General features: G+C 75.6%; 14 protein-coding genes. 3 read left to right on the top strand and 11 right to left on the bottom strand.

Features of this window, described 5'->3' with window-relative positions:
* The 3 genes from OMK64_RS09650 to dut all read right to left on the bottom strand — a co-directional run bounded on the left by OMK64_RS09650 (nt 1) and on the right by dut (nt 1,697).
* On the bottom strand, nt 1–369 hold the full coding sequence (locus OMK64_RS09650) for an OB-fold nucleic acid binding domain-containing protein (protein WP_272727864.1): 369 nt from the start codon (nt 367–369) through the stop codon (nt 1–3).
* A complete protein-coding gene (locus OMK64_RS09645; protein WP_272727863.1) occupies nt 366–1,085 on the bottom strand; it encodes a DUF3710 domain-containing protein in 720 nt (239 codons plus the stop codon). Before OMK64_RS09645 ends, OMK64_RS09650 begins: the two co-directional genes overlap by 4 nt.
* A 99-nt stretch (nt 1,086–1,184) precedes the next feature.
* On the bottom strand, nt 1,185–1,697 hold the full coding sequence (gene dut / locus OMK64_RS09640) for a dUTP diphosphatase (RefSeq protein ID WP_276595828.1): 513 nt from the start codon (nt 1,695–1,697) through the stop codon (nt 1,185–1,187).
* Between dut and OMK64_RS09635 the strand changes: the two genes are divergently transcribed.
* Nucleotides 1,696–2,184: a DUF3093 domain-containing protein gene (locus OMK64_RS09635; protein ID WP_272727861.1), complete on the top strand. Its 489-nt coding sequence runs from the start codon at nt 1,696–1,698 to the stop codon at nt 2,182–2,184. The genes dut and OMK64_RS09635 overlap by 2 nt on opposite strands.
* A gap of 131 nt (nt 2,185–2,315) precedes the next feature.
* Here OMK64_RS09635 and OMK64_RS09630 read toward each other — a convergent pair whose 3' ends face one another.
* On the bottom strand, nt 2,316–2,615 hold the full coding sequence (locus tag OMK64_RS09630) for a DUF4193 domain-containing protein (RefSeq protein WP_124343249.1): 300 nt from the start codon (nt 2,613–2,615) through the stop codon (nt 2,316–2,318).
* 161 nt (nt 2,616–2,776) lie between these two features.
* Nucleotides 2,777–3,652: an inositol monophosphatase family protein gene (locus OMK64_RS09625; RefSeq protein ID WP_374694080.1), complete on the bottom strand. Its 876-nt coding sequence runs from the start codon at nt 3,650–3,652 to the stop codon at nt 2,777–2,779.
* Between the two features lie 122 nt (nt 3,653–3,774).
* Here OMK64_RS09625 and sepH point away from each other — a divergent pair, with 122 nt between their 5' ends.
* Nucleotides 3,775–4,824 (top strand): septation protein SepH, encoded by a 1,050-nt coding sequence (gene sepH / locus OMK64_RS09620; RefSeq protein WP_272727859.1) that lies wholly within the window; start codon nt 3,775–3,777, stop codon nt 4,822–4,824.
* 37 nt (nt 4,825–4,861) lie between these two features.
* Here sepH and OMK64_RS09615 read toward each other — a convergent pair whose 3' ends face one another.
* From OMK64_RS09615 to OMK64_RS09600, 4 genes are read right to left on the bottom strand one after another with little or no spacing between them, the layout of a single operon-like run.
* Nucleotides 4,862–5,530, bottom strand: a complete 669-nt coding sequence (locus OMK64_RS09615; protein WP_272727858.1) for a thymidine kinase — start codon at nt 5,528–5,530, stop codon at nt 4,862–4,864.
* 2 nt (nt 5,531–5,532) lie between these two features.
* Nucleotides 5,533–6,714: an alkaline phosphatase family protein gene (locus OMK64_RS09610; protein WP_272727857.1), complete on the bottom strand. Its 1,182-nt coding sequence runs from the start codon at nt 6,712–6,714 to the stop codon at nt 5,533–5,535.
* Nucleotides 6,711–7,295: a DUF5998 family protein gene (locus OMK64_RS09605; RefSeq protein ID WP_272727856.1), complete on the bottom strand. Its 585-nt coding sequence runs from the start codon at nt 7,293–7,295 to the stop codon at nt 6,711–6,713. The genes OMK64_RS09610 and OMK64_RS09605 overlap by 4 nt, the downstream gene beginning before the upstream one ends.
* 31 nt (nt 7,296–7,326) lie before the next feature.
* Nucleotides 7,327–10,101, bottom strand: a complete 2,775-nt coding sequence (locus OMK64_RS09600) for a bifunctional acetate--CoA ligase family protein/GNAT family N-acetyltransferase (protein ID WP_272727855.1) — start codon at nt 10,099–10,101, stop codon at nt 7,327–7,329.
* A 123-nt stretch (nt 10,102–10,224) separates the two neighbouring features.
* Between OMK64_RS09600 and OMK64_RS09595 the strand changes: the two genes are divergently transcribed.
* The gene (locus OMK64_RS09595) at nt 10,225–12,699 is read left to right on the top strand and encodes a DNA gyrase/topoisomerase IV subunit A (RefSeq protein WP_272727854.1); all 2,475 of its coding nucleotides are present in this window, start codon (nt 10,225–10,227) and stop codon (nt 12,697–12,699) included.
* Nucleotides 12,700–12,776: 77 nt separating this feature from the next.
* Here OMK64_RS09595 and OMK64_RS09590 read toward each other — a convergent pair whose 3' ends face one another.
* Together OMK64_RS09590 and OMK64_RS09585 are read right to left on the bottom strand one after the other, a co-directional pair.
* The gene (locus tag OMK64_RS09590; RefSeq protein ID WP_272727853.1) at nt 12,777–13,544 is read right to left on the bottom strand and encodes a lysoplasmalogenase; all 768 of its coding nucleotides are present in this window, start codon (nt 13,542–13,544) and stop codon (nt 12,777–12,779) included.
* Nucleotides 13,545–13,676: 132 nt separating this feature from the next.
* Nucleotides 13,677–14,705 (bottom strand): GNAT family N-acetyltransferase, encoded by a 1,029-nt coding sequence (locus tag OMK64_RS09585; RefSeq protein WP_272727852.1) that lies wholly within the window; start codon nt 14,703–14,705, stop codon nt 13,677–13,679.
* Between the last annotated feature and the right edge of the window lie 94 nt (nt 14,706–14,799).

Raw genomic sequence — 14,799 nt, 5'->3', positions numbered from 1 at the left:
TCACTCCCCCGGCCGCGGGCGCAGCTCGTACTTGGGGTTGAACACGGTGCGGCGACCGTCGACCTGACACACCAGGCCCTCGATGCGCACGCGCCGTCCGGGCGCGACGCCGGCGATCTCGCGGCGGCCGAGCCACACGAGGTCGAGCGTGCCGCTGCCGTCGTACAGCTCGGCCTCGAGCGCGGGCACGCCCTCGCGCGGCCGCAGCACGACCGAGCGGATGACACCCGACACGCTCGCGCGCGTCCGGTTGGCGAGCTTCTCGACCGGCGTGCAGCCGACCGACCGCAGCGCGTCGGCGCGCTCCTCGTCGGCCTCGATCTCGGCCTGCGAGGCGACGACCTTGCGCATGCGCTCCTTGAGCGTCATCGGATCTCCGTGATCTCCGGTCCGCGGGTCAGCGGGTCGAACGTGGGCTTCTCGGCGGCGGGCTCCGCGGCCGCCTGCGCCGGGCCGGGGAGCTTGAGGGCGAGCAGGTCGCGCGGCGGGCGGGCCTCGGTGCCGCGCACGACCACGATGCGCGCGAACAGCTGCTCGAGCGCCTCCGCGGCGCCCGGCTCGACCGCGCCCTTGCCGGTGATGACGCCGCGCAGGAACCAGCGCGGCCCGTCGGTCCCGATGAACCGCGCCGGCCGGTGGCCCGTGCGGCCCTCGGGCGTCTTGACGGGGAGCCGTGCGAGCAGCTCGCGCCCGAACGGGCCGGGGATGTCGTCGACCGACCCGCCCTGCGCGGTCACCGACGCGGCGATCTCCTCGCGGATCTCGTCCCAGATGCCCTCGGACCGCGGCGCGGCGAAGGCCTGCACCTGCAGCGAGGAGCCGTCGAGCAGGACCGAGGCGGCCGACACGACGTTCGTCGCCTTGTCGATCTCCATCCGCAGCTCCATGCCGGGCAGGCCCGGGAGGCGGATCGCGCCGAGGTCCACCCGCGGGATGTCGTCGCTGACCTCCGCCTCGTCCCACGGGCCCGTGGTGCGGGCGGGCGCCGACGGCTCCGCGTCCTGCGGCTCGTCGAGCGGGACGGACTCGGTCTCGACGACCTCGTCAGCGGCGCTGTCCTTGCCGCCGCGTCGGAACAGACCCACGACACTCTCCTCCCGGCGCACCCGTGCGCGCCGTCACTCTCGACAGTAGTCCTGCACCGGACCGCGACCTAGTCGGTCTCAGCGGCGTCCGGGCCCGCGTCAGCCCGCGTGCGCGGCCTTCCAGCCGCCGCTCGACCCGAACCCGCCGTCGCCGCGGTGCGACCCCGGCAGGTGCTCGACCTCGACGAACCGTGCGCGCTCGACACGCTGGACGACGAGCTGCGCGACGCGGTCGCCGCGGTGCAGCTCGAGCGCGTGCTCGACGTCGGTGTTGAGCAGCGTCACGGAGATCTCGCCGCGGTAGCCCGCGTCGACCGTGCCGGGCGCGTTGACGATGGTCAGGCCGTGCTTGGCGGCGAGCCCGGACCGCGGGTGCACGAACGCGGCGTAGCCGTCCGGCAGCGCGATCGCCACGCCCGTCGGGACGGTCACGCGGCCCTGCGGCGGGACGACCACGTCGACGCGCGTCACGAGGTCCGCGCCCGCGTCGCCCGGGTGGGCGTAGGAGGGTGCGGGCAGGTCCGGGTCGAGCCGGAGGAGCAGCACCTCGACGGGAGGTTCGGCGGTCACGGGCCCCGACCCTACCCCGCTGGGATGGGATGCTGGGGTCATGCCAGGCACCGCTCCGCGCCCGTCGTCCGCGCCCGCCCCGGGACCGGTCTGGTCGGAGCGGCTGTGGCCGGGGCCGTGGGGCTGGACGATGCTCGTGGCCTTCACCCTGATGCTCGGTGTGGTGCTGCTGCCGGTCGACGCCGGGCTCGCGGTCGTGGTGGGTCTGGTGGCGCTCGTCGCGGGCCTGACGGCCGCGGTGCTGCTGACCCCGACGGTGTCGGTGCAGGGCGGCGTGCTGCGCGCGGGCCGCGCGCACATCCCGGTCGCGCTGCTCGGCGAGGTCACGGTGCTGGACGCCGAGGCCCTGCGCGACGAGCTGGGTCCGCGCCTCGACGCGCGCGCGCACGTGTGCCTGCGCGGCTGGGTGCGCAGCGGGGTGCGGGTGGAGCTCGCGGACCCGGACGACCCGACGCCGTACTGGCTCGTGTCGTCGCGTCGTCCGGACGGGCTCGCGCGGGCGCTCGCGGTCAGCACGCAGGCGCGCTGACGGTCCCCCGCTCGCCCGGACGTCGACCGCCCCCTCGACGGTCGTCCCCGCTCCGCCTCCCCTCGACGGCGGGCGAGGATGCGCGGCCGGCCACCCGCGGTGCGGGGGCCGGCCGAACGGTCAGGCCAAGCTCAGGCGGCGCACTCGGAGCACACCGGTGCCCCGTTGCGCTCGTAGGCGAGCTGGCTGCGGTGGTGCACCAGGAAGCAGCTCGAGCAGGTGAACTCGTCCGCCTGCCGGGGCAGGACGCGGACGGAGAGCTCCTCGCCCGAGAGGTCCGCACCCGGCAGCTCGAAGCCTTCGGCGGCCTCGGTCTCGTCCTCGTCCACCACGCCCGAGTTCTTGTCCGAGCGCCGGGCCTGGAGCTCCTGGAGCGAGTCCTCGCTCAGGTCCTCCTCGGTCTTGCGCGGGGCGTCGTAGTCGGTAGCCATGAGTGGCGTCACACTCCGTCGTCAGATGGATTCTCGTACGCGGGATCAATGCACCGGTGACGGGATTTGTTCCCCACGCGCGGAGGATTGTGCACCACATCCGAGCCGAGTGCGAACACGGACGCGCGACCACATTCGCGCAGGCGTTTGCGGGAGCGTTTTCACCCGTCGGTGTCCGCGTCGAGGGACTCCAGCAGCACCCGCAGCTCAGCCACCCGCCCGGCACCCCCGGCCACGGTCATGTCCGTGCCCGCAGGGCGCCCGCGCAGCCCCGTGACCTGCAGGCCCGCCTCCTGCGCCACGAGCGACGCCGCCGCGAGGTCCCACGGTGCGAGGCCCCGCTCGTAGTACAGGTCGAGGTGCCCCGCCGCGAGATTGCAGATGTCGAGCGCGGCCGACCCGATGCGACGGATATCACGTACTCGGGGCAACAGCTCCGCGAGCACGCGCGCCTGCGCGCGACGGCGCGTCGCGAGGTATCCGAACCCCGTGCCGACGAGGCACCCCGCGAGCGCGGGCGGGTCCTGCGCGCGCAGCGCGCGACCGTCGAGCGTCGCGCCCTTCCCGAGACCCGCGCGGAACGTCCGGCCGTCGGTCGGTGCGTGCACGCACGCCGCGACCACCGTCCACGTCGCCGGGTTCGGCGCCCGGCCGTCGTCCCCGGCCGGGCCGACGACCGCCGCGACCGACACCGCGTAGGCGGGCAGGCCGTACAGGTAGTTGACGGTCCCGTCGATCGGGTCGACGACCCACGTCACGCCCGACGTGCCGAGCACGTACCCCTGCTCCTCGCCGAGGATGCCGTCGTGCGGTCGCAGCTCGGCGAGCCGCCGGCGCAGCAGGTCCTCCGACGCGAGGTCCATCGCGGTGACGACGTCCTCGGGACTCGACTTGGTCGCCGCCACGGCGACGCGCTCGGGACGGCCCTCGTGGATGAGCCGCCCCGCCTCCCGGGCGACGCGTTCGGCGACCTCGACGAGCTCGTCGACGGCCTCGGAGGTCAGGGGCAGGTCACGGCGGGCGTCCACCTCGCCCATCCTGCCGGTCGGCGGTGCGGGGCGCACCGACCGTCCGCGAGGCGAGGCGCGGCTCACCGCTCCGGATCCACCCGCCGGGCGCCCGGAGGTGGCAGGCTCTTCCCGAGGTACCGGGAGGTCGAATGGGTGAGCTCGAGCTGGAGGGTCTGCACGGGGACGGCGAGCATCTCGTCCTCGTCGGCCCCGGGGGCGAACGGTTCCGTCTGCGCATCGACGAGCCGCTGCGGGCGGCCGTGCGCAGGGACCGGCCGCAGCTCGAACAGCTGCGCGCCGAGAGCGCGGGGACGCTGAGCCCGCGGGAGATCCAGGCGCGGATCCGTGCGGGCGCGACGACGCAGGAGGTCGCGGACGCGTCCGGGCTGCCCGTCGAGCACGTCCGGCGCTACGAGGGCCCGGTGCTCGCCGAGCGCGAGTACGTGGCCGAGCAGGCGCGCGCGACGCGCGTCGGGCGCGACGCGGGCGCCCCGACGCTCGGCGACCTCGTGACCGACCGGCTCGCCGCGCGTGGCGTCGACCTCGCCTCGCTCGCGTGGGACTCCGCGCGCGAGCCGAGCGGCCCCTGGGTGGTGCTCGCACGCTTCCGCGTGGGCGACACGGCGCACGAGGCGCGCTGGACGTTCGACGCGGCACGCCGCACGGTCGTCGCCGACGACGACGAGGCCCGCTGGCTGTCGGAGACGGAGCTGCCCGACGAGCCCGTCGCGCGCCGCCACCTCGCCGCGGTCCGCGACGTCGTGTTCGACTTCCGCGACGACGGGACGCTCGCCGGCGCTGACGCAGCGCAGCGCGACCCCGAGCCCGAGCCGGAACCCGAGCCGGACCCGCAGCAGGAGACGCAGGACCTCCTCGACGAGCTGCGGACGCGACGCGGCGTACGGCAGAGCCTCGAGCTCGACGTCGACGACGAGGAGTTCGAGGGCTTCGGGCCGCAGCACGCGTTCGACTTCGGCCGCGACGACGCCGACGTCCCCGGGGCGCACCCGGTCGACGCCGACCCGCTCGCGGAGGCCGTCGTCCTGCGCCGTCCGGAGGTCGAGGCGGCCCCGGAGCCGGAGCCGCGCGTCGACGACGAGTCCCCGGCCGAGCCGGCCGCGGAGCGCCCGCGCACGCGCAAGGGCCGCGCGAAGGTCCCGAGCTGGGACGAGATCGTCTTCGGCGCCAAGCCGGAGTGACCGGCCGAGGCGGCCGCGCCGTGGCCTGACGCGACCGTCAGGCGCCGACGCCGAGCGTGCCCTGCGCCGAGGACAGGGTCACCACGGACGGCGACGCGGCCCGCGCGGTCGCGGCGGTCATCCGGCGCATGTGGTGGCGACGGCACAGCACCTCGTACGCGACCTCGCCGCTGCCCGCGGCGACGTCCCCGACGACGACCTGCGCACCCTCGACGACCATGACGCCGTCGACCGTGCGCGCGTTGTGCGTCGCGCGCGCGCCGCACCAGCACAGCGCCTTGACCTGGAGCACCTCGACCCGGTCGGCGAGCTCGACGAGCCGCGCAGACCCGGGGAACAGGCGGGCGCGGAAGTCGGTCGAGATGCCGAACGTGTACACGTCGACCTCGAGCTCGTCGACGACCCGCGCGAGCTGCTCGACCTGCGTGGCCGTGTAGAACTGCGCCTCGTCGGCGATGAGGTAGTCGACCGGCTGCCCGTGCGTCCGCCGCTCGATGACCTCCGCCCAGAAGTCGGTGGCGTCGTCGACCTCCGCGGCGTGGACCACCAGGCCGAGGCGCGAGGAGATCGTGGCCGCCCCCGCGCGGTCGTTGCGCGTGAACAGCACGCCGTCACGCCCGCGCGCGGCGTGGTTGTGGTGCATCTGCAGCGCGAGCGTGGACTTGCCGCAGTCCATCGTGCCCGAGAAGAAGACGAGCTCCGCCACGGTCAGGAGCCTTTCTGGACGACGAGGAACGGCACGAGCATCTCGTGCCGGGTCAGCGAGCCGTGCACGCCGACGAGGTCGAGCGACGCCGGGGTCTGCGTCGCGGAGTCCACGACCGTCGCGCGACCCGTCATGGCGACGACGACGTCGCCCAGCACGCGGCGCGCGCGGTCGCCGACCGACCCGAACCAGCCTGCGTCGACGGCGGCCTCGCGCGTGACGACGACGGCCGCGTCCCCCAGCGTGCCGCGCCACCGCTCGGCCACGGCGTGGGCGTCGGCGCCCGGGCGCAGGTGCAGGTGCGACGCGCGCGGCTCCCCCGCGACGAGCGCGACGTCCGCCCCGAGCACCGGGTCGGTCGCGACGTCCCAGCGCGCGGAGCGGTCGACGTCGACCATGCCGTGGTCCGCGGTCACGACGAGGAGCGTGCCGCGCGGCAGGCTCCGCGCGAGCCGTCCCAGCTCGGCGTCGAGCTCGGCGAGCGCGTCGCCCCACTGCCACGACCCCCAGCCGTGGTGGTGGCCCGCCTTGTCGACGTCACCCCAGTACAGGTAGGTGAGCCCGGGCCGCCGCAGCGCGTCGAGCGTCGCGTCGACGCGGTCGGCGAGGGACTCGGCCACGCGGTACGTCGCGCCCCGCAGCGCGGCCTCCGTGAGGCCCGACCCGGCGAACCGTGCGGGCCCGACGCTCGTGACGCCCACGCCGGCCGACACGAGCCGCTCGAACACCGTGGGCTCGGGCTGCCACTCGCGCGCGGGCGGCAGGTCCGTCCACGAGACGAGGTTGCCCAGCCGTCCCGTCGCCGGGTCGCGGACGGTGTAGCCGAGCATCGCCGTCGTCCCGGGCCCGGCACCCACGCCCAGGCTGCCGATCGCGGTCGCGGTCGTGGACGGGAAGGTGCTCGTCAGCGGCGCGGAGTCGCGCACGAGCCCTCGCAGGAACGGCGCGTGGCCCGCGCGCTCGCTCAGGTTCACGTGCCCGAGCCCGTCGACGAGGACGAGGCACACGCGGTCCGCGCGCGGGAGCCCGAGCCCGTCGGCCGCGGCGTCGGGCCGCTCGTGTCCGAGCGCGCCCGCGAGCGCGGGCAGCAGCGACGACAGGGCGCGGTCGGTGCCGGGCAGCACGAGGTCGGCGTCCACGGGCAGCTCGACGAGCCGCGTCGGCGACTCCGGAAGGTGCGTCATCGACCGCGCGCGCTGGCGGCGGACAGCTGCCGCGCGAACGTCGCCGCGGCGCGGACCGAGTCGAGGCCCTCGGCGGCGGCGCTCACGCGCACGACGACGTCGTCGGGCGTGAGCGTGCCCGTCAGGCCGTGGTCGGCCTCGCACGCGGGGTCGCCGCACGTCGCGGGCTCGAGGTCGACGCGCGACACCGCACCCCAGCCGATCGCGAGCGTGAGCTCGGTCGGCGGCGTCCCCGCGCGGTGCGTCTCCGGGCGGGGCACGACGTGGGTGAGCGCGACGGACCGCAGCTCGGCGAGCGGGACCGCCTCGGTCGTCGCGGACGCGCTCGGCGACGGGTTCTCCGAGTCGGCGGCCTGGTCGTCGACGTGCGCGACGACGAGCCGCGTCGGGGTGAGCACGAGGACCGTCACGTGGCGGCGGACCTCGGACGCGTCGAACGTCGTCTCCGGGTGGACGAGGTGGGCGACCACGGGCTCGTCCGCGAGCGCCACGTCGAGGACGTCGGCCACGAGCTCCGGGTAGTAGCCGGCGCGGTGCAGGTCGTCGCGCAGGTCGTCAGATACTGCTGGCACGGCGCCCATCCTCCCACCGCCGCGGGGGTGCGTGCCGCGCTCACGCACGGGGCAGCCGCCGCGTCGAGTCGGCTCGGTCGGCGGGTGCGAGGGTCGCGCGGGCGCCGAGGACGACCGCGCCGTGCTCGGACACGACGACCGGGTTGAGCTCGAGCGAGCGCAGGCCGGGCAGGTCGTCGGCGAGCACGGACACGCGCGCGATGACGTCCTCGAGCGCGGCGACGTCGACCGCGGGCAGCCCGCGGTAGCCGAACAGGCGCGGGGCGGCACGTGCGGACCGCACGAGCTCGGCGACGTCGACGTCCGTGAGGGGCGGCACGCCGTACGACACGTCGCCCAGCAGGTCGGACGCGTCACCCGCCAGGCCGAAGCTGATGATCGGCCCGTAGAGGGGGTCCTCGGTGGAGCGCACGACGCAGGCGGACCCGTGCGGAGCCATGGCCTGCACCTCGAGCGGCGCGCCGTCGCCGTGGGGACGGTGCGCGGCGCCGAGCGCGAGGACCTGCGCCACGTCGGACCGCAGCTCCGCCTCGTCGGCCACGTCGAGCCGGACGCCGCCGAGGTCGGCGCGGTGCCGTAGCGCGGGCACGGTCGTCTTGAGCGCGACCGGCCAGCCGATCCGCGTCGCGACCTCGACCGCCTCGTCGGCGTCGTGCACGGGGAACGACGGCAGGACGTGCACGCCGACCGTCGCGAGCAGCGCGGACGTGCGCCCGACGTCGAGGTCGACCGTGCCCTCGGGTGCGACGCCGGGCGGCCAGCGGGTCGTGTCGGGCTCCTCGGGGCGTGCGGGCGCCGCCTCGGCGAGCCACCCGGCGACGAGCCGTCGCGCGGCGCGCGTGTCGACGCCGTCGGGGTGCAGCGGCCGGCCGCGGTCGGCCGCCCGCCAGCGCGCGTAGCGGGACGCGTGGCCGAGCGCGAGGGCCGCGTCCTCGGGCGTGCTGTACGCGGGCACCGTCCACGACCGGCCGTCCGCGTCGAGCGCCGTGAGCTCGGGTGTCACGCCGTGCAGGCCCAGGACGGACGCGACCGTCGTGCAGCCGGTCCTGGCGGCGGCGGCCGCGACCTCGCGCGGCAGGGTCTCCCCGACCGGGCCCAGCGTGGGGATCCGCACCACGACGACGACGTCCGTGGTGGGGTCGTCGTACACCGCCGCGACGGTCGCACGGATCTCGTCGTCGTCGGCGTCCTCCGCCAGGAGCGCGACGTGACCCGACAGCACGAGGCCGCCGGCAGACACCGCCTCCGCGACGAGCGCGGCGACCGACGCGGACGACGCGAGGACCGCGACGCGGCGCCCGCGGGGCAGCGGCTGGTGCGCGAGCAGCTGCGCGACGTCGAGCATCTGGTGGGTGTTGTCGACGCGGATGACGCCCGACTGCCGCATGACCTCGGTCAGCGTGCGCGGCGGCGCGTAGGTCGGCCGCACGGCGTGACCGGGCGGGACGACGTGGCCCGACCGGCCCGCGGTCACGACGACGACCGGCTTCACCGACGAGAGCCGACGCGCCACGCGGGAGAACTTGCGCGGGTTGCCGATCGACTCGAGGTACAGCCCGACGACGTCCGTGCCGTCGTCGTCGGCCCAGAACTGCATGAGGTCGTTGCCGGACACGTCGGCGCGGTGCCCCGCGGACACGAACTCCGCGAGGCCGAGGCCGCGGCGCTGCACGCCGCGGATCAGCGCGACCGCGAGAGGCGCCGACTGGCAGAACAGGCCGACGCGGCCGGGCAGCGGCGGGTCGCCCTCGAGCGAGGCGTTGAGCAGCCCCTCGGGACCCGCGGCGAGCACGCCGTACGACGCCGGTCCCACGATGCGGATGCCCGCGGCGTGCGCCACGCGCAGGAGCGTGCGCTGGAGGGCCAGCCCGTCGGCGCCGGTCTCGGCGAACCCCGTCGAGAGCAGGACGACGCCGCGCACGCCGAGCGGCGCGAGCGCGCGCACGACGTCGGTCGCGCGCTCGGGCGGCACGGCGACGACGGCGAGCGGGACGGGGCGCGGCACGTCGGCGAGCGCCGCGTGACCGTGCGCGCCGTCGACGGCCGGCTCGACGCCGACGGTGTGCACGGTCGCGCCGCCGCCCGCGACGAGGTTGGCCGCCGCACGTGCCGCCTGCCGGCCCTCGAGCGTGCTGGAGTCCTGCGCGCCCGGACCGACGACCACGACCGTCCCGGCCTCGAGCAGCTCGCGGACGGACCGCGCCTCCGCCCGGTGCTCGCGGTCGGCGATCACGGCGAGCGACCGGTCGGTCGGGTCGATGTCGAAGCCGACGGACACGACGCCGTCCTCGGTCTGCTGCGTGACGGCGTACCCCGCCTCCCGGAAGACGCCGATCATCCGGCCGTTCTGCGGCAGCACGTCGGCGACGAACCGCCGCACGCCGCGCTCCCGTGCCGCGGCGGCGAGGTGCTCGAGGAGCACCGACCCGATCCCGCGACCCTGGTGCGCGTCCGACACGTTGAACGCGACCTCGGCCTCCTCGGGTGCCTCGCCGACGAGCCGGTCGTAGCGGGCGACGCCGATGATGTGCTCCACGCCGTCCGCGTCGGCGGCGACCGCGACGAGCGCGACCCGGTCGACGTGGTCGACGTTGACGAGCCGGTGCAGGTCGCGGTCGGGCAGCCGTTCGAGGTGCGCGAAGAAGCGCAGGTAGGTGGACCGCTCGGACTGCGCGACGTGGAACGCCTGCAGCGCGTCGGCGTCGCTCGGTCGGATGGGCCGCACGTGCGTCGTCGACCCGTCGGCCAGCACGACGTCCGCCTCCCACCCGGCGGGATAGCGGGCGGGCGCCGCGTCCTCGTCGACGTCTGCCATGCAGGCCAGGCTATCCGGGCGGGGTGCCGCGTCGTGCGTGTCCGCGTGCCGTGCCCGCGACGCGCCGCGGACGGGCGACAATGGGCGGCGCACATCCCGCACCGGACCGAGGAGCACTCCCGCATGGCGCGTCGCCCCGCGACCCCGAACCTCCCTCCCGAGGACCTCGTCGAGCGCATCGTCGACATCGACGTCGCCTCCGAGATGGAGGGGTCGTTCCTCGAGTACGCGTACTCGGTCATCTACTCCCGTGCGCTGCCCGACGCGCGCGACGGCCTCAAGCCCGTGCAGCGGCGCATCCTGTTCCAGATGGCCGACATGGGCCTGCGCCCCGACCGGCCGTACGTGAAGTCGGCGCGCGTCGTCGGCGAGGTCATGGGCAAGCTGCACCCGCACGGCGACGCGCCGATCTACGACGCGATGGTGCGTCTGGCGCAGTCGTTCGCGCTCCGGCTGCCGCTCGTCGACGGGCACGGCAACTTCGGCTCGCTCGACGACGGGCCCGCCGCCCCGCGGTACACCGAGGCGCGGCTCGCACCGTCGGCGACGGCGATGACGACTGGCCTCGACGAGGACGTCGTCGACTTCGTGCCGAACTACGACAACAAGCTCACGCAGCCGGAGGTGCTGCCCTCGGCGATCCCGAACCTGCTGGTCAACGGCGCGGCGGGCATCGCGGTCGGCATGGCGACGAACATGGCGCCGCACAACCTCGTCGAGGTCGTCGCGGCCGCACGCCACCTGGTGATGCACCCGGACGCGACGCTCGAGGAGCTCATGCGCTTCGTGCCCGGGCCCGACCTGCCGACGGGCGGCAAGATCATCGGCCTCGACGGCGTGCGCGACGCGTACCGGACGGGACGCGGCGCCTTCAAGACGCGCGCGACCGCGGTCGTCGAGAACGTCACGCCCAAGCGCAAGGGCATCGTCATCACCGAGCTGCCGTACATGGTCGGCCCGGAGAAGGTCATCGAGAAGATCAAGGAGGGCGTGCAGAGCAAGAAGCTCTCGGGCATCTCCGACGCGGTCGACCTCACGGACCGCCAGCACGGCCTGCGCCTCGTCATCGAGGTCAAGACGGGCTTCCACCCCGAGGCCGTGCTCGAGCAGCTCTACCGGTTCACGCCGCTCGAGGACTCGTTCTCCATCAACAACGTCGCGCTCGTCGACGGCCAGCCGCGGACGCTCGGCCTGCGCGAGCTGCTCCAGGTGTGGGTCGACCACCGCATCTCCGTGGTGCGTCGTCGGTCCCGGTTCCGGCTCGCCAAGCGGCAGGAGCGCCTGCACCTCGTCGAGGGCCTGCTGATCGCGATCCTCGACATCGACGAGGTCATCCAGGTCATCCGCTCGTCCGACGACGCGGACTCCGCCCGCACGCGCCTGCAGACGGTGTTCGACCTGTCCGAGCCGCAGGCCGAGTACATCCTCGAGCTGCGCCTGCGCCGCCTGACGAAGTTCTCCCGCCTCGAGCTCGAGCGCGAGAAGGAGCAGCTGCTCGCGGAGATCGCCGAGCTCGAGGCGATCCTGCGCGACGAGCAGCGCCTGCGCGTCCTCGTCTCCGACGAGATGGCCGAGGTCGCCGCGACCTACGGCACGCCGCGCCGCACGATCCTGCTGGAGTCCGCGGGCGGCACGTCGGTGTCGGGCGCGCCCGCCGCGCGCACGTCGGCCACGCCGCTCGAGATCGAGGACTCGCCGTGCTGGGCCCTGCTGTCGGGCACGGGCCTGCTGGCGCGCACCGCCGGTGCCGACGCGCCCGTCCGTTCCGCCGACGCCCGGCGTGCGAAGCACGACGTGCTGGCCGCGGGCGTCCCGACGACCGCGCGCGCCGACATCGGCGTCGTGACGTCACGCGGACGCGTCCTGCGCCTGTCGGTGCTCGACCTGCCCGCGCTGCCGCCGACCGACGGGCCGCCGTCGCTGTCGGGCGGCGTCCCGCTCGCCGAGCTCGTGACACTCCCCGCGGGCGAGCGCGTCGTCGGCCTCGCGTCGCTGGCCGCCGACGCCCCGACGCTCGCGCTCGCGACCGCGCAGGGCACCGTCAAGCGCGTCGCGCAGGGCGACGTGCCCGGCAACAAGGACGAGTGGACCGTCGTCGCGCTGCGGGACGACGACGAGGTCGTCGGTGCGGTCGCCGCGGCGGACGACGACGAGCTCGTGCTCGTGAGCTCCGACTCCTCGCTGCTGCACTTCGCCGCGTCGTCGGTGCGCCCGCAGGGCCGTGCCGCGGGCGGTATGGCGGGCATCAAGCTCGCGGCCGGCCAGCGCGTCGTCGCGTTCGGTGCGGTCCGGCCCGACGAGGTCGGCGACGCGCTCGTCGTCACCGTGTCGGGCTCGTCGAGCGCGCTGCCCGGCACGCAGGCCGGGTCCGCCAAGGTGACGCCGTTCGACGCCTACCCCGGCAAGGGCCGTGCGACGGGCGGCGTCCGCTCGCACCGGTTCCTCAAGGGCGAGGACACGCTCATCGCGGCCTGGGTCGGCGCGGGGCCCGCGTGGGCAGCCGGGTCCGCCGGTCAGCCGCTCGACCTGCCGACGCCGGACCCGCGCCGGGACGGGTCGGGCACGCCGCTGACGGTGCCGGTCCACGCGATCGGCTGACCACCGGGGCACCCGCGCGCCCGGCCGCGCGACGGTGGCGTCGGCAGGCGCGGCGTGCTCCCGGTCCCGGGCGCCGGTCAGCGGACGGGGGCGCCCGTCCAGCCGACGAGCGTGACCACGTTGTCGGGCTTCGGCGCCGGCGGGCGGGGCGCGCCGGCCGCGACGGGGCGCGCTCGTCGCGCGGCGTGGTTGCGGTCGACGACGGCCGCCGCGAGCATCGCCTGCGCCACCAGGTACGTGACCATGACCCAGACGTCCTGGCCAGGCAGGTGCCACGTCGGCACGAAGGCCTCGAGCGCGATCAGACCGTCGGACACGACGAACACCGCGCCCGCAGCGCCCGCGAGCGGGCTCAGGCCGGTCGCGAGGACCGCCATCGCGACGAGCACGCCGCCGTACACCGCGACCGGCACGAGCAGCGCACCCGCGTGCGGCGCGCACAGCCCGACGAGGACGACGAGCACGACGCCGTACGGCACCAGGCGGCCCGGGTGCCGGTACGCGACCGAGCGGCGGGCGTCGGGGCCGAACGCCATGACGTACGCGACCTGCGCGAGCAGGAACCCGCCGACCATGAGCAGGAAGGCGGAGTCGCCGCCGGACGTCGCCGGCAGCGTGTCGCCGAGCCAGGAGCAGCCGAGCGCGACGAGCGTCCACGTGACGAGCCGCCCGCGCGGCCACCGGGTCGCCGTCACCACCGCCGCGGCGAGCAGCGGCATCGCGCACCACTGCGCGACCTCCGCGAGCGTGTCGGCACCCGCTGCACGGCCGACGAGCACCAGAACGGCGTCGAGGACGTAGAGGGCCGACCACACGCGAGCGGCGAGGGGCAGGGACCGGAGCACGGTGACCTCCTGGGACCGGACGCCACGCGTCCGGGACGGCACGCGGCCGGACCTCGTCGTCCGGCCGTCGCCGATGCTAACCGGCGTCGGGCGCCCCCCGGGAGCGGTTGGTCGGGCTGTCGCCCGGAGGCGTCACAGCTCGATCGCGTACATCGCCGAGCTCGCGTACACCTCGTAGCCCAGGGCGGTGTACAGGCGGTGCGCGCCGGACCGGTTCGCCGTGTCGACGCTCAGCTCGGCGTACTCGATGCCGTCCTCGCGGTAGACGCGCATGACGGTCGCGAGCAGGGCCGACGCGAGCCCACGGCCGCGCCACTCGCGCACGACCCCGAGCAGGTCGGTGTACCCGGCGGAGTGGCCGGTGACCTCCCAGTCGGCCTCGTACCGGCCGGACAGGAGGTACCCGACGACCTGGTCGTCGCCGTCGAGCGCCACGAGGCTCCACGTCGGCGCGAACATGCTGCGGCCGTGGACCCACTGCGCCGCGTTGCGCGGCTCGCTCCCCCAGTGGTCGGCGAACGCCGCGTTGTGCGCGAGGCGCGCACCCTCGTCGTGCTCGGGTGCCCAGGGCACGATCCGCACGCCGTCGGGCGTCGGCGCGTCGGGCAGCGGCGCGTCCAGCGGGCGGCGCATCTCCGCGTAGTAGCGCACGGGGGTCATGCCCGAGCGCGTCAGCAGCCGCGCCGCGTCCTGCGCCTCGTCAGGCACGTACGCCGCGATCCGGGCGGGCAGCTCCTTGCCGCTCGCCGCGAGCACCTGGCGCGCCCGCGCGTGCGACCACGCCACGATCGCCCGCCCGACGCCCCGACCCCGCCAGTCCGGGTCGACGCCTCCCCCGACGAACGCCCGCACGACACGCGTGTCGCCCGGGGGCTGGTCGACCTCGGCCCACGCGCGCGGCACGCCGTCGGCGTCCAGACCGAGGAGCGTGTCGCGCGGGATGTCGCGCCACTCGCTCTCGAGCTTCTCGTCGATCTCCTCGGCGACCGTCCGGTACGGCACGCCGTCGGCGACCTCCGTCCGTGTCACCAGCGCGCTGAGCGCCAGCACGTCGTCGCGCGTGATCGGGCGCCACGTGAGACCCAGCGACGGGTCGGGCAGCGGGACGTCGGCGGGCGCGGCGGCGCGCTCGGCGATGGGCGGCAGGGAGGTGGTGGTCACCGTCCCACCCTCGCCGCGCGTCCGCGCCGGCGGCAACCGAAATCCGCTCGACGTCCGTGCCGCCGGTGTGGTGCCGGTGCCGGCGGGGGTGCCG

This window comes from Cellulomonas fimi (assembly GCF_028527925.1).
GTDB classification, from domain to species: Bacteria; Actinomycetota; Actinomycetes; order Actinomycetales; family Cellulomonadaceae; genus Cellulomonas; species Cellulomonas fimi_C.
This window is presented reverse-complemented; position numbering and strand designations above follow the sequence as displayed.